The 22,838-nt window shown below is 45.4% G+C and carries 23 protein-coding genes; 12 read left to right on the top strand and 11 right to left on the bottom strand.

The window, feature by feature from the left end:
- Positions 1–117: 117 nt before the first annotated feature.
- Positions 118–1,158 (bottom strand): DUF3025 domain-containing protein, encoded by a 1,041-nt coding sequence (locus I3255_RS09340; RefSeq protein WP_238038600.1) that lies wholly within the window; start codon positions 1,156–1,158, stop codon positions 118–120.
- Between the two features lie 126 nt (positions 1,159–1,284).
- On the opposite strand from I3255_RS09340, the gene I3255_RS09335 reads away from it, so the two are divergent.
- Positions 1,285–2,001 (top strand): metal-dependent hydrolase, encoded by a 717-nt coding sequence (locus I3255_RS09335; RefSeq protein ID WP_238038599.1) that lies wholly within the window; start codon positions 1,285–1,287, stop codon positions 1,999–2,001.
- A 59-nt stretch (positions 2,002–2,060) separates the two neighbouring features.
- On the top strand, positions 2,061–2,636 hold the full coding sequence (locus tag I3255_RS09330; RefSeq protein ID WP_238038598.1) for a YchJ family protein: 576 nt from the start codon (positions 2,061–2,063) through the stop codon (positions 2,634–2,636).
- A gap of 24 nt (positions 2,637–2,660) precedes the next feature.
- Here I3255_RS09330 and I3255_RS09325 read toward each other — a convergent pair whose 3' ends face one another.
- From I3255_RS09325 to I3255_RS09315, 3 genes are all read right to left on the bottom strand, one after another.
- On the bottom strand, positions 2,661–3,581 hold the full coding sequence (locus I3255_RS09325) for a class II glutamine amidotransferase (RefSeq protein WP_238038597.1): 921 nt from the start codon (positions 3,579–3,581) through the stop codon (positions 2,661–2,663).
- Positions 3,582–3,911, bottom strand: a complete 330-nt coding sequence (locus tag I3255_RS09320; protein WP_238038596.1) for a DUF2007 domain-containing protein — start codon at positions 3,909–3,911, stop codon at positions 3,582–3,584. It lies immediately after the preceding gene.
- A 72-nt stretch (positions 3,912–3,983) separates the two neighbouring features.
- The gene (locus tag I3255_RS09315; protein ID WP_238038595.1) at positions 3,984–5,147 is read right to left on the bottom strand and encodes a homoserine kinase; all 1,164 of its coding nucleotides are present in this window, start codon (positions 5,145–5,147) and stop codon (positions 3,984–3,986) included.
- A 185-nt stretch (positions 5,148–5,332) separates the two neighbouring features.
- On the opposite strand from I3255_RS09315, the gene hisF reads away from it, so the two are divergent.
- The 9 genes from hisF to I3255_RS09270 all read left to right on the top strand — a co-directional run bounded on the left by hisF (position 5,333) and on the right by I3255_RS09270 (position 15,562).
- Positions 5,333–6,115: an imidazole glycerol phosphate synthase subunit HisF gene (gene hisF / locus I3255_RS09310; protein WP_238038594.1), complete on the top strand. Its 783-nt coding sequence runs from the start codon at positions 5,333–5,335 to the stop codon at positions 6,113–6,115.
- Positions 6,116–6,300: 185 nt separating this feature from the next.
- Complete coding sequence (ribE, locus tag I3255_RS09305; RefSeq protein ID WP_058023462.1) at positions 6,301–6,822, top strand: 6,7-dimethyl-8-ribityllumazine synthase; 522 nt, start codon at positions 6,301–6,303, stop codon at positions 6,820–6,822.
- 216 nt (positions 6,823–7,038) lie between these two features.
- Entirely contained in the window at positions 7,039–7,890 is an 852-nt protein-coding gene (nusB, locus tag I3255_RS09300; protein WP_238038593.1) for a transcription antitermination factor NusB, read from the top strand.
- A gap of 8 nt (positions 7,891–7,898) precedes the next feature.
- Positions 7,899–8,930 (top strand): thiamine-phosphate kinase, encoded by a 1,032-nt coding sequence (gene thiL / locus I3255_RS09295; protein ID WP_238038592.1) that lies wholly within the window; start codon positions 7,899–7,901, stop codon positions 8,928–8,930.
- 3 nt (positions 8,931–8,933) lie between these two features.
- A complete protein-coding gene (locus tag I3255_RS09290; RefSeq protein WP_238038591.1) occupies positions 8,934–9,539 on the top strand; it encodes a phosphatidylglycerophosphatase A in 606 nt (201 codons plus the stop codon).
- Between the two features lie 167 nt (positions 9,540–9,706).
- Entirely contained in the window at positions 9,707–11,086 is a 1,380-nt protein-coding gene (gene glmU, locus I3255_RS09285) for a bifunctional UDP-N-acetylglucosamine diphosphorylase/glucosamine-1-phosphate N-acetyltransferase GlmU (RefSeq protein WP_238038590.1), read from the top strand.
- Between the two features lie 179 nt (positions 11,087–11,265).
- Positions 11,266–13,110 (top strand): glutamine--fructose-6-phosphate transaminase (isomerizing), encoded by a 1,845-nt coding sequence (glmS, locus tag I3255_RS09280; protein ID WP_238038589.1) that lies wholly within the window; start codon positions 11,266–11,268, stop codon positions 13,108–13,110.
- Between the two features lie 180 nt (positions 13,111–13,290).
- Positions 13,291–14,049 carry a tRNA pseudouridine(65) synthase TruC gene (gene truC / locus I3255_RS09275; RefSeq protein ID WP_238038588.1) on the top strand — a complete coding sequence of 253 codons (759 nt, stop codon included), beginning with the start codon at positions 13,291–13,293 and terminating at the stop codon, positions 14,047–14,049.
- Between the two features lie 592 nt (positions 14,050–14,641).
- A complete protein-coding gene (locus tag I3255_RS09270; RefSeq protein WP_238038587.1) occupies positions 14,642–15,562 on the top strand; it encodes a tetratricopeptide repeat protein in 921 nt (306 codons plus the stop codon).
- 43 nt (positions 15,563–15,605) lie between these two features.
- On the opposite strand, the gene I3255_RS09265 is transcribed toward I3255_RS09270, so the two are convergent.
- The 6 genes from I3255_RS09265 to I3255_RS09240 form a co-directional block, all read right to left on the bottom strand.
- Positions 15,606–16,421 carry a sulfite exporter TauE/SafE family protein gene (locus I3255_RS09265; protein WP_238038586.1) on the bottom strand — a complete coding sequence of 272 codons (816 nt, stop codon included), beginning with the start codon at positions 16,419–16,421 and terminating at the stop codon, positions 15,606–15,608.
- A gap of 38 nt (positions 16,422–16,459) precedes the next feature.
- Positions 16,460–16,972 carry a flavin reductase gene (locus I3255_RS09260; protein WP_238038585.1) on the bottom strand — a complete coding sequence of 171 codons (513 nt, stop codon included), beginning with the start codon at positions 16,970–16,972 and terminating at the stop codon, positions 16,460–16,462.
- Between the two features lie 38 nt (positions 16,973–17,010).
- Positions 17,011–18,039 (bottom strand): methionine synthase, encoded by a 1,029-nt coding sequence (locus I3255_RS09255; RefSeq protein WP_238038584.1) that lies wholly within the window; start codon positions 18,037–18,039, stop codon positions 17,011–17,013.
- 73 nt (positions 18,040–18,112) lie between these two features.
- Entirely contained in the window at positions 18,113–19,105 is a 993-nt protein-coding gene (locus I3255_RS09250; protein ID WP_201600153.1) for a DUF1852 domain-containing protein, read from the bottom strand.
- Between the two features lie 392 nt (positions 19,106–19,497).
- Positions 19,498–19,959: a DMT family transporter gene (locus tag I3255_RS09245; protein ID WP_238038683.1), complete on the bottom strand. Its 462-nt coding sequence runs from the start codon at positions 19,957–19,959 to the stop codon at positions 19,498–19,500.
- 8 nt (positions 19,960–19,967) lie between these two features.
- Positions 19,968–20,402, bottom strand: a complete 435-nt coding sequence (locus I3255_RS09240) for a DMT family transporter (protein ID WP_238038583.1) — start codon at positions 20,400–20,402, stop codon at positions 19,968–19,970.
- Positions 20,403–20,499: 97 nt separating this feature from the next.
- Between I3255_RS09240 and I3255_RS09235 the strand changes: the two genes are divergently transcribed.
- Positions 20,500–21,435 (top strand): LysR family transcriptional regulator, encoded by a 936-nt coding sequence (locus I3255_RS09235; RefSeq protein WP_238038582.1) that lies wholly within the window; start codon positions 20,500–20,502, stop codon positions 21,433–21,435.
- A 186-nt stretch (positions 21,436–21,621) separates the two neighbouring features.
- Here I3255_RS09235 and I3255_RS09230 read toward each other — a convergent pair whose 3' ends face one another.
- Complete coding sequence (locus I3255_RS09230; RefSeq protein WP_269117305.1) at positions 21,622–22,623, bottom strand: NAD(P)-dependent alcohol dehydrogenase; 1,002 nt, start codon at positions 22,621–22,623, stop codon at positions 21,622–21,624.
- Positions 22,624–22,838: the final 215 nt, after the last annotated feature.

The raw sequence follows: 22,838 nt of genomic DNA, 5'->3' as shown, positions 1-22,838 counted from the left end.
TTCTTTTACCATAACAAACATACAAGGCTTTGTTAACGTCTGGACGTTGTCAAATCGTGGCACAATCGTAAACGTAACAAAGGTTTGGCTAACCAATCTTAAGTGACTCATTCCTCTTTATTTTTTATTTTTCTGACGACGTCCACTGCGAAATACATAGCTGTCTTCATAAAAGTCAGTATCGGTATTTTCTGCCCAAAAATGCGGCACGCCTAAGATCGGTAATGGCGCAAGTTGGCGTGGTGTCACGTCATCTTTTGATAATAATGTGTCCATGTATTCGGCAACTTTGTCATCCAAATAACTCATACGCTCAGCTAATGATAGGGTAAAAAATACTTGTGAAACCTGAATGACAATGCTGTGCGCGCATAAGGGTTTGCGTGGGTGTACCAACTGCTCAAGCAGAGCATGCCCAAAGATATAGACGGCAGCCTGAGCACTGCTCTCCGGCTGTACTGGATCATCCCATTTAGCACGGGGCGTCACCAAACTTGCCTGCCAGTCAAAATCAATCAATGCCTTACCAATATTAGGATCTGCCGTGACCAGTACTGCCCCATTTTCATCAAACACCGTAATAGTGTCGCGCACACGCCCTCGGCGCTCACTGATGCCTTGTTTGGCGATTTCCAGCATGTGGTAATAATTCAGCACCGCTTTGGTCTTGGGAAACGTCAGCCAGATACTGCCGTTAAATAAGTCATGCAAGTTATCACGCGTCGGAATGTTGCCAGTTATACCGATGAAATGCTCGTAAGCCTCCCCCTCAGGCAATGCAGTTTGAGAGACAAATTGTAGCGTTTGAGGCGTTTGGTTATGGGTAGGTTTGGTCTGCGGTAATGGCTGCTCTAAATGATCAGCCTGTTGCATCATCGCCGTCTTTAAGACCTTGGCAATCGTGTCAGGCGTCTTGATGTCAGAAGCATTTATATGCTGCTCATCTAAACTACCCGATTCACTTAAGCTATTCTGCTGACTTGGCCTACTGAGGCGCTCAATGCTGTTGCTGAGGTAATGTAGTTGAATAATGTGTGACAACCATGGTGCTTGCCAATCAATCTCAGCAAAGCTGTTATCAAGCTTGCCTTCTATAACAGGCGAGTGGTCGGTACAGGTATCAGAATCAAGTTTGGCGGGTAAATCATTGGCAGGCATAGAAGCTCTCTCTTACAGGCTATCTCTGTTAGACGTATGGACGGTCTATGGTATCATGGTGCGCTTTTTTACAGCTAGATGCACCGCTCGAAAGGACTTTTTGAGCGCTATGGATGAATGAGTTTTATGGCAAATTTTAATACCCACTTAAATGTCGCTTTTATGGTGAGTGGCACCCTGAGTTTGACGGTTTATAAAGCAGGATTGATTGATGATTCAGGGTTTTTAGTATGCGTGGCGCTTGGTACCATCGGTGGATTGCTACCAGATTTGGATTCGGATAACTCAACACCGATCAAGCTAGGTTTTAATATTACCTCGTTTGTCTTTGCCTTTGGCTTGGTCATGCATTGGCGCAGTGATTTGAGCTTGCTGGCATTGATCGCATTATGGCTGGCGGGTTATGGTTTTATGCGTTATGTGATCTTTCATATCTTTACTACTATGACGGTGCATCGCGGCGTTATCCACTCTGTGCCTTATATGGCGATACTTGGACTGGGGTTAACCTGTCTAAGCTATTATGGTCTGCATCTACCGCTGACGACCAGTTGGTTTTATGGTCTGTTTTTATTTGGTGGTGCGATGGTACATTTATCATTAGACGAGCTGTATAGCGTCAATTTGTCCAATATGAAAATGAAGCGCTCATCGGGCACGGCAATGAAGTTTTATCAGCCAAAAGACAAATGGTGGTACCTGCTCTTATATACTATTCTTGCACTACTGGTATATGTTGCCCCGCCTTTTGAGATGTTTTGGTCACGACTGAGCGACCCTTCTGCATGGGCGCAGCTCAAAGTTGGTATATTGCCAGAGTTAATAAAAAGCATGCTGCAATAAAGTTATCATAAGACCATTAAGCATAAACGAATAAACCCAGACGAATATTAGAGTCAAATATGCAACCTTACCCAGATACTTGCCCTTGCCAAATCAATCCAACAGCAGAGACGGCAAACGCGGCTCTTTCCTATCAAGACTGCTGTCAGCCCTATCATGATGCTTTTTATAATGATGAGGTTGATAAAGCAGATGGTATAAAAGCGGTGACAGCCGAACGGCTTATGCGGTCGCGCTATAGTGCCTTTGTGCTCATAAAACCAGAGTATATCGTCAAGACCACAGTGCCTGCGCAGCAAGGCTTGCTTGACTTTGACGCGATTGAGAGTTGGGCTAAAGAGACGGACTGGGCAGGATTAGAAATCGTAGCGCACACGCCAAAGCTTGGTAAAAGACATGCACAAGTTGAGTTTAAGGCATATTTTAAAAGTCCTGAGGAAACAACAAGTGGTTTAGCAGAAAAAATACAGGCACATCATGAGTTATCTACCTTTGTAAAAGTAAAAGACAAAACTAGTCATGATGCGCGTTGGTATTTTTTAGATCCCACGGTTGCGATGACGGTGACGCAAAAACAACCGTGTATTTGCGGGTCTGGAGAGAAGTTTAAGCGGTGTTGTGGGGGTTATATTTAAACAACATTAGATATCTATTAACCGCTAAACACTCGCCCCAACTTCCCTTGCAATGGCAATGCCTTCTTCAACCGTTAAAAACTTGCGCTGACTTGGACTGTCTTTATAAATGACATCACCATCTTGAAATATTAAGCATTCATTGACCGCCAATTGCTGCCATTTCTCATTTTCAGTCAATGGCACAGTGACCAAAATCGTGACTTTATCCGTGTCTGTAGTCACGTCACCAAAGTTAATCGCCATATCATCGTCCGCCAGTTTGGCTTCCCCAAATGGCGCTTTGCGCGTGAGATAAAACAGTAAGCTACCTGCATAGGCCAGTTGCCACCTGCCATTGGATATTAAGCAATTAAATAGCCCATTGGCCGATAGATAACGACATTGCGTGGTCAAAAAATTGAACAGCGTTTTGTCATCAGGACGAGATTTAAAGCTACTTTTTAGACGATTGACCAAATAGCAGAATGCCATTTCAGAGTCAGTATTGCCTACTGGCTGACAATGCGCGGCATTGCCATTGTCTTGCAAGCGCTGGCAGCGTTTGATAAATTCGCTATTCATCTGCCCATTGTGCGCAAATACCCACTGCTCGCCCCATACTTCGCGGACGAATGGATGGGTATTTGCCAAGCAGTTCTGCCCTTGCGTCGCCTTGCGAATATGCGCAATGACGTTCATGGCTTTGATTGGGTAGTTATTGACCAAATCGGCGACTGGCGATAGATGGCTTGGACGATTATCATGAAACAAACGCAGACCCGTTGAGTCATTTGCCGTCTCATCGTTGGTTTTGTCATTATTGCTGCATTCGCTGCGCTCAAAAAAGGCAATGCCAAAGCCATCTTCATGACTGTCCGTCATACCGCCGCGCTTGCGAAATCCTGCAAAGCTAAAGCCAATATCCGTTGGGGTATTACAGTTCATTCCTAAGAGTTGACACATTTATAAAGTACCGCCGTTATTGTCGTCTATTATTGAGTTGCCTTGAGTAGCATTGCTTTGAGTGGCAGATAGCGCATCAAAGTCAGCATCACTCATCTCATCAAGCAAAGCGGCGCCATCAGTTGGGATGGTATCCAAAATGCGCTGAGCTTCTGCCAAGTCGGTGTCCTCTACCCAGAGAACGATACCAGAGTTCATACCAGGGATCGCACTGAGCGGTTGCAAGGACACGGTGATACCGTTATTACGTAGCAGATTGGCATGCAGCTCGCCTTGCATATTGGTATCAAAGCGCGCCAGTTTGTGCCAGTTATCAACTTGATCGGTCATGGGGTCGCCTCTAAGGTTTCGGTACTAAAATTAGTACTAGCATTGGTACTAGAATAAATGAATAAGCAACGCTTACGATAATTGATCGAGCGTATATTCTTTGATTGCAAACTCACTACTATTTAATTTTTCTTGTGCTTGCTCAGCTTGGGTAATACTGCTAAACACACCGACTATTTGATTGTCTGTTTTGCATAATAGTACAAATACGGTATTTTGCGACTTTTCAACATGCGCCCAATGGTAAGCGGCCAGACGTTTCATCAAGTCAGGGTTTTTGACCATGATGTTATCACCCGTACGACCTTCGGTACGGTTGTAGTGAATCACATTTAGACGTAACAACCAGAAAATCACCGCAGCTTTTGCCAGCATAACAGGTAGTGCACGTTTTTCATCGTTATTTAGCGGGCGGGTCGATTCATAACCTTGTAAAAACGCTGCCATTTTACTGCGGTCAAAGTTAACGGATTCGCCTTGCTCTGCAACGCCCCACGTGGTACAAAAATCATTGATAGTAATGGCTATATCCATTACGTAATGCTCGACACTGACTTCGGTAAAGTCCAACAGGCCTGTCAGACGCGCTTCGCCTTTTTGTAGATTCCATAAGGTATTGTCGGCAAACATATCTAAATGGCACAGACCTTTTGGCAAAGTTGCCAGTGGTAATTCTGAATAAGCGCGCCAGATATCGCTCATCAGCTTGGCTTCGTCACCTGGCATGAACTGCATTTCACGGTCGCGCACCTCGCTCCATGGGTACAAAGGCACGCCGTACTGCTCGCTTGGTTGTAGTGCTTGTAACGTTTCATGCAGCATTGCTAATGCCGCACCAATATCATGACACATCGCTTGCGTGGTTTGCTCGGGATGTGAGCCTGCTAGGCATGGCACTAGCGTAATCGCTTTGTTTTCATAATGGATGACATAGCGTTTATCCTCGCCATCCGCCTGAGCACTATTTGATTTAATAACAGCTAACGGTGCGGCGACTGGTAACTTACCATTTAACTGATTGAGGATAACGGCCATTTTTTCGATATCAGCGGGCGGACGCTCTTCAAACAAAGTGAACACGTAAGAATATGTACCATCTACATCGTCAGTCGTTTGAATAAACCAGTTTGAGTTTTTAATACCCTGAGTGATCGGAATCGCGCGGGCAAACGACACGCCAAAGCTTTGGCAGAAGGCGGCAAACTGATCATCGGTTAACTGGGTATAGACGGACATGACATCTCACTTATAGCAATTGGATAAGAAGTTAAATAGGATAAATTTCTGCGGTAATGACAGCAATTGTACCGCGCATGATAAAACGATGGTAAAAAGCGTAATAATCTTGCGAAAACCTGCCTGAAATAGCAGTGATTTTGCTAGACTAGCGCCTATGAATTGATTATAAGGTGAAAGACCCTATGTTAGCAAAGCGTATCATTCCTTGCTTGGACGTTGACAATGGCCGCGTGGTCAAAGGCGTACAGTTTGTCGATATCAAAGACGCAGGCGATCCTGTTGAAGTCGCCCGCCGCTACAATGAACAAGGCGCTGATGAGATTACTTTTTTGGATATTACTGCGACTAATGACGAGCGTGATACCACGTATCATACCGTTGAGCGCATGGCAGAAACGGTATTTGTTCCGCTGACTGTCGGTGGCGGTGTGCGCAAAATCGCTGACATCCGTAATTTGCTCAATGCGGGTGCGGATAAAGTGGCGATTAACTCAGCAGCGGTATTTACGCCAGAGTTCGTTGGTGAAGCCGCGCAAAAATTTGGCAACCAGTGTATCGTCGTTGCCATCGATGCCAAACGTGTCGCTGACATCAACGTCGATGGCATTGTCGTGCCACGTTGGGAGATTTTCACTCACGGTGGCCGTAAGCCAACGGGTATCGATGCCGTTGCTTGGGCGAGTAAAATGGCTGAACTGGGCGCTGGTGAATTACTGGTCACCTCGATGGATGGTGATGGCACCAAAAAAGGCTACGATTTGGCGCTGATGCAGCAAATTACGAGCCGCGTCAATGTACCCGTGATTGCCTCAGGCGGCGTTGGCAACCTACAACATTTGGCAGAAGGCGTACTAGAAGGCGGCGTCGACGCCGTACTTGCTGCTAGTATTTTTCACTTCGGTGAGTACACGGTACAAGAGGCCAAAGAATATATGGCAGCGCAAGGGATACAGATGCGTCTTTAGTACGCTCGTAATATACAAATAAAACCCAAAAAAATGCTATCATAGCGCTAACCATTTATTTTCGTTCAATTAACTCGGGAAACGCCAAAATAATAGGTGGCCAAGTCGATTGAACACATCAGACTATTTAGCTATTTATTGACGCCTATATTTCAATTGAACGCTTATTAAGCAAAGGATTTTTTATGTCAAACTTACAACAGCAGCGCAACGACGTGACCCATATCGATGGTAACTTGCATCAAAACGCTGATGCTCGCATTGGTATCGTTGTTGGTCGCTTTAACGGTTTTGTCGTCGAGTCATTGGTTGATGGCGCGATTGACGCCCTACTCCGTCATGGCGTGTTGGGTAGCAACATTACTGTTATTCGTGTGCCTGGTGCATTTGAGCTACCACTTGTCGCCCAGCGCGCTGCGGAGTCTGACCGTTTTGACGCGATTGTGGCATTGGGTGCAATCATCCGTGGCAGCACGCCGCACTTTGATATTGTAGCCAGCGAGTCGGCCAAAGGTTTGAGTGCTGTGGCAATGGATTATAATATCCCTGTTGCCAACGGTATCATCACTACTGACAGCATCGAGCAAGCCATTGAGCGCTCTGGTACAAAAGCAGGTAATAAAGGCTCTGAAGCTGCGATGGTCGTATTAGAGATGATTGCTGTTTTGTCACAGCTAGACATCGACGACGATATCGATGAAGCTTAAGCTTCGAAGCTAGACCTTACTGTTTCAACTGGTGCTGCTATTTAGTAATAACAGCACCTTATAGCTTGACGCCAGCTATCAACACACTGGCTATTTTTTGAATTTTCGCCGTATTTCTATACCCTTTAAAATTTTGAATAAACAAAGCTAAAAAGCTACTTTGCTGATTCATATTTTGACTAGGTATCATCTCAAAAATTTAGGTACAGACCCCCTATGACTGACCAACTCAAGCGCGCTATCAGCGCTGCGAAAACCGCACAAGCCAACCAAGCTGAAGCTACCCGTATAGCGAGCAGTAGTGCAGGTGATCAAACCTTCGATATGAGTGAGTCTTCTTATAAGACCAGTCACACTGCTATCCGTAAGGCGCGCCGCTTTGCCATGCAAGGTCTATACGAGTGGCTCGTCACCGACCGCCGCTTTGATGTAGATGGCAAGCTTGGCTGGAAAGACAATGCACCGCATGATATCGCGGCACGCACGCGCGCAACCAACGCTATGCACACCGTCCATATCGGCTATTATCACGAAATGATGCGCGATATCCCAGAGCAAATTGAAGCGTTAGATGCGCTTATCAGTCAGCATCTCGATCGTGAGGTTGACAAATTAGATACGGTTGAACATGCTATTTTGCTCATTGGTGCGTACGAGCTACAAAACCGTATGGAGATTCCTTACAAGGTTGTGCTTGATGAAGCAATGAAGCTAAATAATCACTTTGGCGCGACTGACGCTCATAAATTGATCAATGCGGTACTGGATAAAATGGCCGGTGAGTTGCGTGCTTTAGAGGTACAAGCAGATACCAATGCCAATCTACGTACGTCACAAAAAGCGGCGGCTAAACAATCTGAAGCGAATTCGGCTGAAGTAACCGTAGCTGATAATATCGAAACGGCTACTGAAACAGAAAGCACGATCGATAATGCACCGACTGCATCAAACAAGCCGCGTATCAGCGCCAACAAAGCCAATGTGAAACGCAGTAGTGCCAGTAAAGCAAGTGCAAATATCAGTGACTTTAAGGCGAGCAAGAAAAACGCTAACGATACTAAAGACTAAGACTAGCCATGAACGAGTTTGAGCTGATTGAGCGTATATTCTCACAGATGCAGGCCAAACATGCGCCATTAACGGGTATCGAAAAAGGTATCGGTGATGACGCGGCTGTGATGGCATTGCCAGCAGGATCACGCTTGGTTAGCTGTATCGATACCTTGGTTCAGGGCCGTCACTTTCATGCTGACTTTGCACAAGTGCATAAACTTGCGTTTGAAATTGGCTATAAAGCTGTCGCGGTTAATGTCTCAGACATTGCAGCGATGGGCGCGACGCCGCATAGTATTTTGCTAGCGTTGGCATTGCCTGAGCGTCTAGCAAATCATGAATGGCTCACGACATTTGCCAAAGGCCTATTCCATGCTTGCCAGCTGTTTGGCGTGACGCTGATTGGTGGTGACACGACGCGCAGCGAGCGCCTAGTGCTGAGTGTCAGTGCTCAAGGGTTGCTTGCCGCAGGTACACCAGCTGTTTATCGCTCAGGGGCACAAGTTGGTGATAAGGTCTATGTCTCAGGCACCCTTGGTGATGCAGCTTTCGCCTTACAGCATCCTGACAGCGCACAAGGCATAGAGTTGGCGCATCGCTTGCACATGCCGACGCCGCGTATTGCGCTAGGTGCAGCATTAGCAAAAACTGGTGCCACATCGATGATCGATATCTCTGACGGTCTTTATCAAGACCTTGGTCATATCTGTCAGCAAAGCTCAGTCAGTATGCGTATTTATTTAGATCAATTACCGAGTAGCGAGTCACTGGCCACAGTAGAGTTATCTGAGCGTTTGTTATGTCAATTAGCGGGCGGCGATGACTACGAATTGGCGTTTACCTTGCCTGCACATATTGAACCACCTGTTACCAATATGCCTATCACTTGTATTGGAGAAGTCGTTGCGCTCGCAGATTCTATTGCGACAGATGCCAAATCGCCTCATCGCTCACGTCTTGAACTGTTTTATCAAAATCAGCCAGTCACGCCGACCCAATCTGCCCCCTTCTCTACGTGGCCCAATCTCACCGGTTATCAACATTTCACAGGCTAATCCATGACTGATCAACACCTATCTAAGCCTGATATCCGACAAGCAAATGACTGCCCACCTCTACCAATCGGTGCCAGTATGCTTGACCGCATGGTTTATTGGCTCGGACTAGGTTTGGGCAGCGGCCTACCTCGACGCGCGCCCGGTACGTGGGGCACGGTTGGTGGTCTGATTGTGGGTGTGCCACTCATGAGCTTGGGTTTTGTTCCTTTTTTAATCTTGACGATTTTGTCGTGTTTGGTTGGTGTTTGGATTTGCGGGCGTACGTCTGAGTTGATGCAGGTACACGATGATCCGCATATTGTGTGGGATGAATGGGCTGGTATGTGGATCACCTTATTGCCGTTATCTTATATATTATCCTACGTATTTCCTACGTCTGAAAATACTTTATCGATAATGATGCTACCGATGTTTTGGGGCTGGCTACCGACTGCTTTTATCCTATTTCGCGTATTTGATATTTTAAAGCCACCACCGATTGGCTGGGCAGACAAAAAGGTTGCGGGCGGTCTTGGGGTAATGTTGGATGACATTATTGCAGGGATTATGGCAGCCGTGATTTGGCTGATTATTTACATCATTGTGATGATGTTTATGTCTGTTTAATATTGTTTCGCGGAAATAATTACTTCGGTTTAGCCTTCTTGCTCATTTGATTTTGCTTGCGTAAGTTTTGGGTATTCGAGTTACAAAGCCTGCACGTCATAATTTTTTATGTGCAAGTTTTTACGCTATAATTCAACATTATATTTTGTTACATTTGTAGGCTTATTATGACATCTCCTCTTTCTGTAATTATTTTAGCGGCCGGTAAAGGCACACGTATGCAGTCGGCAAAGCCAAAGGTTTTGCAGACCCTAGCTGGTAAGTCATTATTGGCCCATGTATTAGATACCTGTCATCAGCTCACTGTCGATGAAACCATCATTGTTCATGGTTTTGGCGGTGATCAGGTAAAGTCAGAGATTACCAACCAATATACGCAGTCGTCGTTTACTTGGGTTGCTCAAACTGAGCAGTTAGGAACGGGGCATGCGGTCAAAGTGACACTGTCTGATTTGCCGAAATCAGGGCAAAGTCTCATTCTGTATGGTGATGTGCCATTGGTCAGCTGCCAGACATTAGCTGCTTTAAAAGCTGCCAATACTGATGGTATGTCTATGCTGACGTTGACTGTCGATAATCCGTTCGGATTGGGTCGTATCAAACGTGACCAAAACGGTAACATTGAAGCCATCGTTGAGCAAAAAGATGCTAATGCTGACGAGCAAAACATTAGAGAAATCAACAGTGGTATCTACTGCGTAGACAACGCCCTACTGCATAAGTATTTGCCAGAGCTCTCTAACAATAATGCGCAACAAGAATATTACCTCACTGACATCGTCAAAATGGCCGTCGCTGATGGTATTACGATTGCGGCGATTGAGCCTGAGCATACGTTTGAGATTGAAGGGGTTAATAACCGCCAACAACTCGCAAGCCTAGAGCGCACGTGGCAACGCAAAATAGTCGCCGACTTACAAGAAGCGGGCGTTCAATTTGCCGATCCCACGCGCGTGGACATTCGCGGGTCGTTGATTGCCGGACAAGATGTATTTATTGACGTCAACGTGGTCTTTGAAGGCGACTGCACTTTAGGCGACAATGTCTATATTGAGGCGGGCTGCGTCATCAAAAATGCCCAGATAGGCAATGCTTGTTATATTAAGCCTTACTGTGTGATTGATCGCGCTGACATCGGAGCTGGTGTTGACATAGGACCTTTTGCACACCTGCGTCCTGATACGGTATTGTCTGACAACAGCAAAGTCGGTAACTTTGTTGAAATTAAAAAATCAACAATCGGTCAAGGCAGTAAAGTAAATCACTTAAGCTATGTTGGTGATGCAACTATCGGCACAGGCGTCAATGTCGGTGCAGGTGCCATTACTTGTAATTACGATGGTGTCAACAAGTCGCAGACTATCATTGGAGACAATGCCTTTATTGGTTCTAATGCGAGCCTAGTCGCGCCAGTAACCATCGGAGATACGGCTACCATCGCTGCAGGTTCTGTCATTACCAAAGACGTTGATAGTAGTGCTTTAGCGTTTGGCCGAGCTCGTCAGGTACAAAAAAATGACTTTCAACGACCGACTAAAAATAACTGATTTATCGAAAGTTTGATCAATCGCCGTCATTCTTGAGTAAACCTAAGCAGTACGGCAATCGTGGTAGTACTGCTTCATCATACTTTTGAGCTAATAACTGAGCCTTGGTAGCTAACGAAATTTACTAGTCTTGTACCATCATATATTGAATTATTAAAAAACAAATTTAAGGAAAAGCCATGTGTGGAATCGTTGGCGCAGTTGCTGAACGCAATATTGCGAATATCTTGCTTGAAGGTCTTAAGCGTCTAGAATACCGAGGTTATGACTCAGCGGGTCTTAGCATCATCCATAATGGCGAGCTACATCGTGAGCGTCAAGTGGGCAAAGTTCAAGCCTTGGTCGATGCGGTTGAAGCCAGCACTGATTTTTTTGATGGGCATATTGGTATCGCTCATACTCGCTGGGCCACGCATGGCGAGCCTGCACAGCGCAATGCCCATCCGCACGTATCTGGTAAGATTGCCGTTGTTCATAATGGCATCGTCGAAAACTATGCTGAACTCAAAAAAGAGCTCATCGCAAAAGGCTACGAGTTCACCTCACAGACCGACACCGAAGTGGTGGCGCATCTGATTCATGACATTTATGAACAAACCAATGATTTGCTAGAAGCAGTACGCGCAGTGATTCCTAAGCTACATGGTGCATTTGCTTTAGGCATCATTCACGTGGACACACCAGACGAGCTGGTCACAGTACGCTTAGGCTCGCCTTTGGTCATCGGTGTCGGTATTGGTGAAAACTTTATTGCCTCAGATCAGCTGGCATTACTTCCCGTCACCAACCGCTTTATGTACCTAGAAGAAGGCGATATTGCCAAATTGACCCGTGACAGTATTAAAGTCTATGTCGATGGCGAGGAAGTTAGCCGCGAAGTGCATGAAATCGATGCCAAGCAGAATAATGCTGACAAAGGCGAGTTTAAGCACTATATGCTCAAGGAAATCTATGAGCAGCCAGATGCTGTCGCTCGTACGCTTGAAATGGCGATTGATAATCGCCAAGCGTCAACCTTACGCGATGACTTTTTAGCACGCAATGAAGCGCAATTATCAGGCGTACAGCACGTACAAATTATCGCCTGTGGCACTAGTTATCATGCGGGGATGGTTGCTAAATATTGGTTTGAGAGCTTGATGCGCCTATCCTGCTCTGTTGAGGTTGCCAGCGAATTCCGCTATCGCAATCCTGTGGTACTCGACAACTCGCTGGTGATTTGTATCTCTCAGTCTGGTGAAACAGCCGATACCTTATCAGCCCTGCGTGACATCAAAAAACAAAACCCAGCAGGACTGGTGAGTCTAGCACTATGTAACGTGCCTACCTCATCATTGGTTCGCGAGACAGACATATTCTTGCCGACCCTTGCAGGTCCTGAAATTGGTGTGGCATCGACCAAAGCCTTTACCACCCAGCTGGTCGCACTCATGCTATTGATCTTAAAAACAGGCGCAGTACAGCAGCGTATCGACAGCGCAAACCTAAGTACTTTACTCAGCGAGCTACAAAAGCTGCCCGGTCAACTCTATGCCAGCTTGCACCTTGATGCTCCGATCAAAGCGATGGCAGAGCACTTTGAGGATAAGAAAAGCTGCTTATTTTTAGGGCGCGGTCTACAGTTCCCAATCGCCCTAGAAGGCGCATTGAAGCTCAAAGAAATCTCTTATATTCATGCTGAAGGCTACGCCGCAGGTGAGCTCAAGCACGGCCCGCTAGCGCTTGTTGACAAGGACATGCCAATCGTAGTGCTGGCACCCAAAGACAGCATGCTCGATAAGCTCAAAGCCAACATGCAAGAAGTACACGCCCGTCACGGCGAGCTGTTTGTCTTCGCTAGTGAAGATAGCCAAATCGTTGCCGAAGATCGCCTGCATGTGGTATATGTTAAAGCGGTTTGCGAGACACTTGCCCCTATCGTCTACAGCGTACCAGTACAGCTGCTCTCTTATCATGTGGCCGTGATGCGCGGTACTGATGTCGATCAGCCACGCAATCTTGCCAAATCAGTGACGGTTGAGTAATATAAGATATTGATTTTATTATAATTTTTATTAATAAATTACTCGTCATGCTATTGTGTGACGATTCATCCTTTGCTATCTTGTATCAACGAGGTGGCAAAGGATTTTTTTTGAATAATGAAATAAGAAACTATCCATCATTTATATGGTTATAGTCTCTACAGTATAGGCATTGAACACATGGATATTGAAAACGACACCGCGAACCAAATAGACATCATCTATGAAGATGAACATCTGGTGGCGATTAATAAAGAAGCGGGGCTGTTAGTGCATCGCAGCTGGCTGGATAAAGGCGAGACGCGCTTTGCCATGCAGCTCACCCGTGATGCAGTCGGTTGTCATGTGTTTCCCGTGCATCGGTTAGACAAGCCGACATCGGGTGTGTTGTTGTTTGCCAAAAGCTCAGGCGTGGCTCGCACCTTGACCGAGGCATTTACTGAACGTAAGGTTACCAAGCAGTATTTGGCCGTGGTGCGCGGCTTTATGCCAGAGCAAGGGACGGTCGATTATGCGCTTAGCTTTAAGCCCGACGCCATCGCCGATAAGTTTGCCAACTTAAACAAACCCGCTCAAGAGGCGGTGACTCACTGGCAAAGTTTGGCACAGATTGAGCTACCATTTGCGGTTTCCAAAAAGCACGCCACCAGCCGTTATAGCCTTGTGCGCTTGATACCTGAGACGGGACGCAAGCATCAGCTGCGTCGGCACATGAGACATGTATTCCATCATATCGTCGGTGATACCAGCCACGGTGATATAAGGCATACGCGATTTTTTCGCACTCATTATGACTGTACGCGCATGCTACTACATGCTCAGACATTAGCGCTCAGCCATCCGGTCACTGGTGAGCCATTATTATTAAAAGCAGGATTTGACGATCAATGGATGCGTATCTTAGAAGCGTTTTCTTGGGTAGAGAGCGCTAAAAATTAAATAGCATAAATTTCACTTGGCGCTAACGTTTTAAAGAAATGAAAATATCGATAACATGTCTGAAAATTTAATACTCAGACAGGAATTTGTTAATTCTAGTATTTTGATTGGGTCAGATTAAATCATTTCTCAGAACTATTTACTTTTTGAAGGCCCTTATAGATGGCTAAAAAGGTTAAACAAAAGCTTGAAGTAGATAAATCAGTTCTTACAGTACGAATTTCTTATTCTAGTAATAAGTATTTGGCTAACTAGAACTTGCGACTCCAACTTTGATCTACCGACATCAATAAGATGAGATATTGGCAAAGTTACCATACTTTTTAAGAGGCCATTCCGTTCTAAGCGTTGTGTAACTCTGATTTGCTCAATAAAGTCAACAGTTCTACTCTCTTAAACAACTATATCAATAGATATATTTTACGTTCGATACTTGTTAGTATATACGGTTATTTTTGAGAAAATAGTATCAAACCCTATACTAAAGTAGTAATTTGATCTTAGCTAAATAACATATCAATCTGCTGAAGGTAATTGCCTCAGCTAGTATTTTTCTTTCTAATATCAACAATATTTCTTTTAAGAATAAACAATGGTTTTTAAATATTTAAAGAAGCCCTTCTTTTACAATAGAAGAAAAAGGTCTTATCTTGGTGAAAGCTTAACTGTAGCTGCCAAAGCGCATCAAAAAGCAGCTGAGCAAGGACATGTCACATCCCAGTATCAACTTGGTACATTTTATAGAGAGGGCAAAGGTGTTCGTCAGGATTTGGCGACGGCTATAAATTGGTATCAAAAGGCAGCTGAGCAGGGTCATGCCATTTCCCAGTATCATCTTGGTTCATTTTACCAAGCAGGTAATGGGGTTCATCAAGATCTAGCGACGGCTATAAGTTGGTATAAAAGGGCAGCTGAACAGGGTCATGCCATTTCCCAGTATCACCTTGGTTTGCTTTATCAAGAGGGCAAAGGCGTTCATCAAGATTTATCTGCAGCTGTAAGTTGGTATCAAAAGGCCGCTGAGCAAGGTTATGTCACTGCCCAATATCATCTAGGTTTACTTTATGAAAATGGCAAAGGTGTTAGTCAAGATTTGACGACGGCTGTTAGTTGGTATCAAAAAGCAGCTGAGGAAAATTATGTCACTGCACAATATCATCTTGGCTTACTTTATCAAGAAGGCAAAGGTGTTCGTCAAGATTTATTTGCAGCTATCAGTTGGTATCAAAAGGCAGCTGAACAGAGTCATGCCATTTCCCAGTATCGTCTTGGTTTGCTTTACCAAGAGGGCAAACATGTTCGTCAAGATCTCCCTACAGCTATCAGTTGGTACCGAAGAGCTGCTGAGCAAGGTCATGCCATCTCCCAATATCATCTTGGTCTACTTTACCAAGAAGGCAAAGGTGTTCGTCAAGATAAGTTTCAAGCAAAAGAGTGGTTTGGTAAAGCTTGTGATAACGGTTATCAAAATGGGTGCGATAAGTACCGAATACTAAATGAAGCAGGTTACTGACCTGCTATATGCACGGTATCTTTTAATGCACTAATTCAAACTATTAAACTAACCCTTTATATAGAAAGAAGCAGCTCACAATCATGAGTAGCACCGCAAAGCATTTTTTCAATAGAATCGGCGAGAGTTGGTGCGCGACTTTTGCGCCTATCTTGGCGGTAAAAAAGCTCATGGCACCGATGCCCACAAAAGCATAAATATGCACGAAGCCAATCGCGTTGGGAATATTGACGTGCTCTTTCATCCCAAACACCATAAAACCCAGCGCGCCAGCAATGGCAATCGGCAGACCGCAGGCAGCGGACGTGCCCACTGCTTTTTGCATAACCACATTATAGCGAGTGAGATATGGCACGGTTAAACTACCACCGCCGATACCAAAAATAGCAGATGCCACACCAATGCCCGCCCCTGCTGCTAGCTGCTTAGGTGCTGATGGTAATACAGCATCGCCAGTACTGACATCAGAACCTAGCCGCTTTTTACCGCCCGTAAACATGTTAAAGGCGACCCATAGCAAAAACGTACCCACGATAATTTGTAGATGACCGCCCGAGATCGCGCCTGCCATTCCTGCCCCAAAAAAACAACCAATCGCCATGCCTGGTGTGAGATTTTTAAAAACAGGCCACATGACCGCGCCTTTTTTATTATGCGCCATGAGCGAGCTGATAGAGGTGACGATGATGGTGGCAAGCGAGGTGCCGAGTGCCAGATGCATGACTATATCAGGACTGTAGTCCATCTGGGTAAAGACTATGAATAATAGCGGTACGATGATGGTGCCACCGCCCACCCCAAACAGGCCTGCTGCAAACCCTGCCAGCGCTCCAATGATTAAAAAAATGATAAGTTCCACAGAATCGTTACTTTTGGTTGGATGATGGAAGAATATGGCTAAGCCATGTCAATTTGACAGACTTGACCAACCGAGTGATAGCGACGATTGAAATAGACCAAACTCTCGTCTGGCTCACCCGCTCGCTCAGAATGCTTGATGGCAACGACGCGGCACATAAAGACGCTGTGCGTACCCACGGCTTGCACTTGCTCAATCTCACAATCAAAGCTAACGAGTGCATCGTCTAGCACAGGCGCACCTGTTGCTAAGGTGTGCCACGCGCCATGGGTAAAGCGCTCATCTGACTCGAGCTTTGAGGCAAAAATGTTGGATAAGTGCTCATGCTGCGCGCCAAGTACGTTGACGCTTAATACTTTATTATCCACAAAGGGCATGTGCGAGCGCGATGATTGATTCATACAGACCAGCAAGGTCGGCGGATTGTCGCTGACACTGCACACCGCTGAGGCAGTGAACCCGTGTGTGCCCGCATCGCCTGCGGTCGTGACCACATTGACTGCTGTCGTCAGCAGTGACATAGCGTCTCTAAAACTGCTTGCTTCACTCATTACTCACACCCCAAATTTGGATTATTACTGACCGTTCTTTAGCCTACTAGCTCTTGACGAACGATGTCTGCGCCTGCGCTCAGTGCTTGCAATTTACCTTTTGCCACTTGGCGCGACAACGGTGCCATGCCACAGTTAGTCGATGGATAGAGCTTATCAGCATCAACAAACTGCAATGCTTTACGCAACGTATCAGCAACTGCTTCAGGCGTCTCGATATCATTGGTCGCCACATCAATCGCACCGACCATCACTTTTTTACCACGAATCAGTTCAATCAAATCCATCGGTACACGCGAGTTCTGACACTCAAGCGAGACAATATCGATTTTTGACTGCTGCAGTTTAGGAAAGGCTTTTTCGTACTGACGCCATTCTGAACCCAGTGTTTTTTTCCAATCGTTATTGGCTTTGATACCATAGCCGTAGCAAATGTGTACCGCCGTTTCGCACTTTAAGCCCTCGATCGCGCGCTCAAGGGTCGCGATACCCCAGTCGTTGACATCATCAAAGAACACGTTAAATGCAGGTTCATCGAACTGAATGATATCCACACCCGCTGCTTCCAATTCTTTGGCTTCTTGGTTAAGAATGGTGGCAAATTCCCACGCCAGTTTTTCGCGGCTTTTATAATGATTGTCATACAGCGTATCAATCATGGTCATCGGCCCAGGCAATGCCCACTTGATCGGCTTGTCAGTATGCTGACGTAAAAACTTGGCGTCTTCGACGAACACAGGCTTTTGGCGGCTTACGGCACCAACTACTGTCGGTACGCTGGCATCATAGCGATTGCGGATGCGCACGGTTTCACGCTGGTTAAAATCCACGCCGTCTAAATGCTCAATAAAGGTAGTGACAAAGTGCTGACGGGTTTGCTCGCCGTCACTGACGATATCGACGCCTGCTCGCACTTGCTCTTGCAATGACACCAGCAGCGCATCCTGTTTTGCTTGGTGCAATTCTTTACCGTCAAGTTGCCAAGGCGACCAAATTTTCTCAGGTTCTGCCAGCCAAGAGGGTTTTGGTAAGCTGCCAGCGGTCGATGTTGGTAATAATAAAGTCATGTCGTATTGTCTTCTCTATTTTAGGTGTTCTCTATTTTAGGTGTTGTAGCGTGCGCTTTTATATTTGGATTTTTTAAGCGACGTTCTTGTTTACAGCGTAATTGGCCGCCCATGTTTCAAGAATATCTTGGTAAGGCTTGATAAAATGCGTTTCGGTAAATTTGCCTTGCTTGACCGCCATTTGGCTGCGCTCGACACGATCGTAGACCACTTGTGTCAATGAATAGTCTTGGTAGTTCAGGCTGGGTTGATACACTTGACCCGCGCTTGAGTTGGCGTTGTAAATCTCAGGACGGTAGATCTTTTGAAAGGTCTCCATGGTGCTGATTGCACTGATGAGCTCAAGATCGGTATAGTCGCTGGTCAAATCACCTGCAAAATAGAACGCTAATGGCGCGGCGCTGCCCTCAGGCTTAAAGTAGCGCACGGTTAAGCCCATTTTGTGAAAATAGTCGTCGGTTAAGGAGTACTCGTCTTGCTGGTACTCAACGCCCAATACCGGATGCTGATTGGTAGTACGATAATAGGTCTTGCTGGTTGAGACACTCAAGCAGATGACTGGTTTTTTATCAAAATTGGCTTTATAAGCTTCTGAATTTAGTAAGTATTGAAACAGTTTGCCATGTAGCTCGCCAAAATTTGCGGGCGTGAGCGAGTCTGACTGCTGGTCGCGGTGCTCTGGGAGTACAACACTAAAATCATAATCACGCACATAAGATGAGAAGCTATTGCCAATCATGCCATCGATGCGCTTGTTTTCTTTGTGATCGATGATCGTCGTTTTTAGCGTTTCGATAACAGGGAAAGCATCGCCATTGCCCGCAATATCCATGTCTACAGAGATGATGTCGACTTCGACAGAATAACGGTCGGCATTTGGATTGTCCCAATGCGCCAGCGCGTTGAAGCGATTGTTAATCATCGTCAATGTTTTGCGTAGATTATCCTCACGCTGCTCGCCGCGTGCCAGATTGGCAAAGTTCGTCGTCAGACGCGTGCTGTCAGCAGGCTGATAATTTTCATCAAAACGAATGCTCTTAATGGAACAGCTAAATTCTTTAGTCATGGCGATTCACTACCTTAATATCAAATAGAACAAAATGTCGGTATGGGTGAATCATACCCAAATCCTCACATGAATAAAAACGATACTATTTTAATATAAGATGAATAAAATTCATTATACTGACAATTTAAAAGGCAATGTAGCTGAACAATCGTAGTTCTGACTACTGGACGAAAGAGGATTTGAGTATATAAAGGAGTAAGAAATAAGTAGTGAGAAATGAGGGCTTTGGTCATTGAATAGGACAGATAATTGACGTACAACTAGAGTTTGTAGACGAGTGATAAAGTATTATCCTAGTTATTAAAATACATACCCCCACTACACTGAATTGAGTAGCAGGGATTGTGGGCTTTCAAATTTTTATACTTCTAAGAGCGTGTAAAACGGATTTAACTGATTACTTTAGGCTTAGGCTTATTACTCGAATAAATAAAATACAGCGCAACCGCTAGACAAACCAACGCACTGATGCGACTGCCTGACAGGCTTATCGCTTCATTGCCGAGCCAACCAAAATTATCGATTAATACGCTCATGCTCAGCTGACCAAAGATCACCGCCACCGTAGCCACAGCTGTGCCAATACGCTGTACCGCAACTACCATGATGACGATATAAGGCACACCGCACAATGCGCCAAGCAGCTGCCATTTAGGGACATCCATCAACGTAACCGCGTGATTGGGCTCAAAGAAGAAAATCAGCAGTGCGGTCACAACGGCACCAACAGAAAACGTCAAAAAGGCACTTTTGAACACGCCAACATTACTACCTAGTCGACCATTCAATGCCGCTTGTACGCTCAAGGTCGCCCCGCCAATCACTGCTAGTACAATCATTAAAATAAGCATCATGTGATCTACCCCTTTGCCATAAAAACAAGCGCTGCAATGATGAAACCTAACGCAATCACTCGTCTAATATCTATTTTGCGCTCCTCGGTTTCAAACAGCCCATAGTGGTCAATGATCAAGCTCTGAAAGACCTGACCTGCAAGTATGCCAATCATCGTCAGTGCAATCCCAATGAAGGGTGTGACGACTGTTAGTACCACCACATAGACAGGCCCCAAAATGCCACCAATCAATAGCAGTGGCGGCTGTGAGAAAAACGATGGACTCTCTCGCGGACTAAAAAATAGCATCAAAAAGAACGTCAAGGCGGCCCCGACACCAAAGATACTGAGCGTCGCCCAGAGCTCACCCACCTGACTGCCTAGGGGACCAAGCAGTCCAGCCTCGACCGATAGCCCCATACCGCCTAAAACCACCACCAGTATCAATAAAATCTGCATAAAACAATCCTCAATGTGCAATGCCGCGTAGTTTAGCGCAGCCTATACCCACGAAAAACGCTATAATGTAGAAATGACTTTTGCATAAGTTGCACAGATGAATAACGTCGACAATATCAGCATACAAACCTTACTGCTTTTTATCAGCGTCTTTAATGCCCAGAGCTTCTCTGTCGTGGCACGAAAAGAAGGAGTATCTGCTTCAAAAGTGTCTCGTATTATTAAGCAACTAGAGGATTCGCTAGGGCAGCAGCTTTTTTATCGTAATACACGCGCCGTCATTCCCACCGAGGCGGGACGCGTGTTTATGGGCTACGCGCATGCTATTACTGAAAGCATGAATGCCGCGCAGAAGGAGTTGCAAGATAGGACTTTAGAACCGGGTGGTTTATTAAGAATTAACGCCCCTGTGTTTTTTGGTCAACGGCACATCGCACCTTGGATACCAGCACTGAGTCATCGCTATCCCAAATTGCAGATAGATTTGACGCTCACTGATGATTTTGTGGATCCCCATCATTATGCAACCGACGTTATTTTTCGCATTGGCACATTGAATGATTCGTCCTTTCATGCGCGTATTTTTGGTGAGCAAACCTATCACCTTGCAGCCGCTCCAGCATATATAAATAAGCACGATAAACTACAAGCGCCATCTGACCTAGCTCATCATAAATGCTTGGTCTATAAAGGCTCATCAGGGCCAAACCGCTGGTTTTTCAAAACAGAAGATGAAAACTGGACACCATTTGCCGCCCCTGCATTGCTTATGTCAAACAATGCAGAGTCGTTACTGGTATCGGCGCTCAAAGGCATGGGGGTTGTGTTATTTCCTGATTGGTTGATCGGTGATCATCTTAAGAGTGGTAAATTGGTGAAGCTACTGCCTGAGTATGAAGCCGCCATCAAAACGACGCCTCAGCATATCGCGGCTATCTATCCGAATACGCGTCATGTATCGTTAAATGTGAGAACCTTGATCGATTATTTCGCTGAAGTTTATGGCGAGCCGTTATATTGGCAGGTTAACTAAGAATTTATGTATGACACGCCATAACCTGCCGCAAGTTTTATAGAAAAATTCAGATAGAACAAGAAAAATAGCCTCAAGCGTTTATACTAGACAAAAAAATAGTAGCGATACGTCATTTTTTAGATGACCTATCGCTACCATGATAAAAACTAGCTACCTTTGAATGTTAGTAGCTTTTAGCAATTTTTATTCTCTTTCTAACACCACTCTATAGCGAGCATTACCGCTTTCTAAGCGCTCAAATGCTTCGTTAATCTCAGACATTTTATAGGTTTCAGTTACTGGCTGAATATTATGTCGCGCCGCAAAATCTAGCATTTTACGCAGTGTCGATGGTGAGCCAACGGGTGAGCCTGATAGGCTTTTTTGCGCCATAATCATTGGCGCGGCCGATATCTCTAGCGGCGCTTCTAATATACCAACAAAGTGTAGTTTGCCCTTTGGTTTCAACGTCTGGACGACAAGTTCCCAATTCATATCGACGTTCACGGTTGAGATGATTAAATCAAAAGAACCCGCTACTTTTTCGATTTCGCTGTCTTCTCTTGAATTCAGCGAATGATGAGCACCCATCTCTTTTGCTTCTTCCAGTTTCGACTCGCTAGTAAACGCCGTCACTTCACAGCCCCATGCATTGGCAAACTGTAACGCAAGGTGACCCAAGCCACCGATACCGATCACGGCTACTCTTGATGTTGGTGTGATACCGTACTCTATAAGTGGGTTAAACACCGTGACACCGCCACACAGTAGTGGTCCCACCGCATTAAAATCTAAGCCTTCAGGGACTTTAATGACACTGGTGTCTTTTGCACGTACTTTATCTGCAAAGCCGCCGTGGTTACTAATGATCGTACCTTCTTGCTCAGGGCATAGGTTATGGTCGCCACCGATACATAGATCGCAGACGTTGCAGTACCCTTTATGCCAACCAAGTCCGACTTTGTCGCCTAGCTCCAGATGCTTGACATGTTTGCCTTTATTGAGGACTTTGCCTGCAACTTCATGACCACCGACGAACGGGTACTCGGTCATGCCCCACTCGTTTTGCCACATTGATAGATCACTGTGGCATATGCCGCAGCTGTGTACTTCGATTTCTACTTCGTGATCGCCTAGTGTGCCAGGATCGTACTCATAGGGTTCAAACTTGCCACCTTTCTCTTTTGCTGCATATGCATTAATCATAATTATCCCTTGTTTTTAATATGGATGGAGGCTGGTTTATATCGATAAAAAGATATAAAAACTTTATTTGGTAACGTTAACTAAAACGACTATAGCAAAGAGCTGTTCGAGCGCACCACCCTATTTAACAAATTAGGACTAGGCTAATACAAAGTGTCATATTTGATAGCGGTTGAGTCCTCACATTTAACCTTCATCCACCGCAACCTGCATCT

Source organism: Psychrobacter sp. Ps6 (assembly GCF_022129235.1).
Taxonomy (GTDB): Bacteria; Pseudomonadota; Gammaproteobacteria; order Pseudomonadales; family Moraxellaceae; genus Psychrobacter.
This window is presented reverse-complemented; position numbering and strand designations above follow the sequence as displayed.

Coding starts and splice junctions, on each gene's coding strand:
- I3255_RS09290 (WP_238038591.1), top strand. CDS start 8,934: ATGACTGATCAACACCTATCTAAGCCTGATATCCGACAAGCAAATGAC.
- I3255_RS09250 (WP_201600153.1), bottom strand. CDS start 19,105: ATGACTAAAGAATTTAGCTGTTCCATTAAGAGCATTCGTTTTGATGAA.
- I3255_RS09325 (WP_238038597.1), bottom strand. CDS start 3,581: ATGTGTCAACTCTTAGGAATGAACTGTAATACCCCAACGGATATTGGC.
- I3255_RS09270 (WP_238038587.1), top strand. CDS start 14,642: ATGGTTTTTAAATATTTAAAGAAGCCCTTCTTTTACAATAGAAGAAAA.
- hisF (WP_238038594.1), top strand. CDS start 5,333: ATGTTAGCAAAGCGTATCATTCCTTGCTTGGACGTTGACAATGGCCGC.
- glmS (WP_238038589.1), top strand. CDS start 11,266: ATGTGTGGAATCGTTGGCGCAGTTGCTGAACGCAATATTGCGAATATC.
- I3255_RS09320 (WP_238038596.1), bottom strand. CDS start 3,911: ATGACCGATCAAGTTGATAACTGGCACAAACTGGCGCGCTTTGATACC.
- I3255_RS09260 (WP_238038585.1), bottom strand. CDS start 16,972: ATGAGTGAAGCAAGCAGTTTTAGAGACGCTATGTCACTGCTGACGACA.
- I3255_RS09340 (WP_238038600.1), bottom strand. CDS start 1,158: ATGCCTGCCAATGATTTACCCGCCAAACTTGATTCTGATACCTGTACC.
- ribE (WP_058023462.1), top strand. CDS start 6,301: ATGTCAAACTTACAACAGCAGCGCAACGACGTGACCCATATCGATGGT.
- I3255_RS09230 (WP_269117305.1), bottom strand. CDS start 22,623: ATGATTAATGCATATGCAGCAAAAGAGAAAGGTGGCAAGTTTGAACCC.
- I3255_RS09235 (WP_238038582.1), top strand. CDS start 20,500: ATGAATAACGTCGACAATATCAGCATACAAACCTTACTGCTTTTTATC.
- glmU (WP_238038590.1), top strand. CDS start 9,707: ATGACATCTCCTCTTTCTGTAATTATTTTAGCGGCCGGTAAAGGCACA.
- I3255_RS09255 (WP_238038584.1), bottom strand. CDS start 18,039: ATGACTTTATTATTACCAACATCGACCGCTGGCAGCTTACCAAAACCC.
- I3255_RS09240 (WP_238038583.1), bottom strand. CDS start 20,402: ATGCAGATTTTATTGATACTGGTGGTGGTTTTAGGCGGTATGGGGCTA.
- I3255_RS09330 (WP_238038598.1), top strand. CDS start 2,061: ATGCAACCTTACCCAGATACTTGCCCTTGCCAAATCAATCCAACAGCA.
- thiL (WP_238038592.1), top strand. CDS start 7,899: ATGAACGAGTTTGAGCTGATTGAGCGTATATTCTCACAGATGCAGGCC.
- I3255_RS09315 (WP_238038595.1), bottom strand. CDS start 5,147: ATGTCCGTCTATACCCAGTTAACCGATGATCAGTTTGCCGCCTTCTGC.
- I3255_RS09245 (WP_238038683.1), bottom strand. CDS start 19,959: ATGCTTATTTTAATGATTGTACTAGCAGTGATTGGCGGGGCGACCTTG.
- truC (WP_238038588.1), top strand. CDS start 13,291: ATGGATATTGAAAACGACACCGCGAACCAAATAGACATCATCTATGAA.
- nusB (WP_238038593.1), top strand. CDS start 7,039: ATGACTGACCAACTCAAGCGCGCTATCAGCGCTGCGAAAACCGCACAA.
- I3255_RS09335 (WP_238038599.1), top strand. CDS start 1,285: ATGGCAAATTTTAATACCCACTTAAATGTCGCTTTTATGGTGAGTGGC.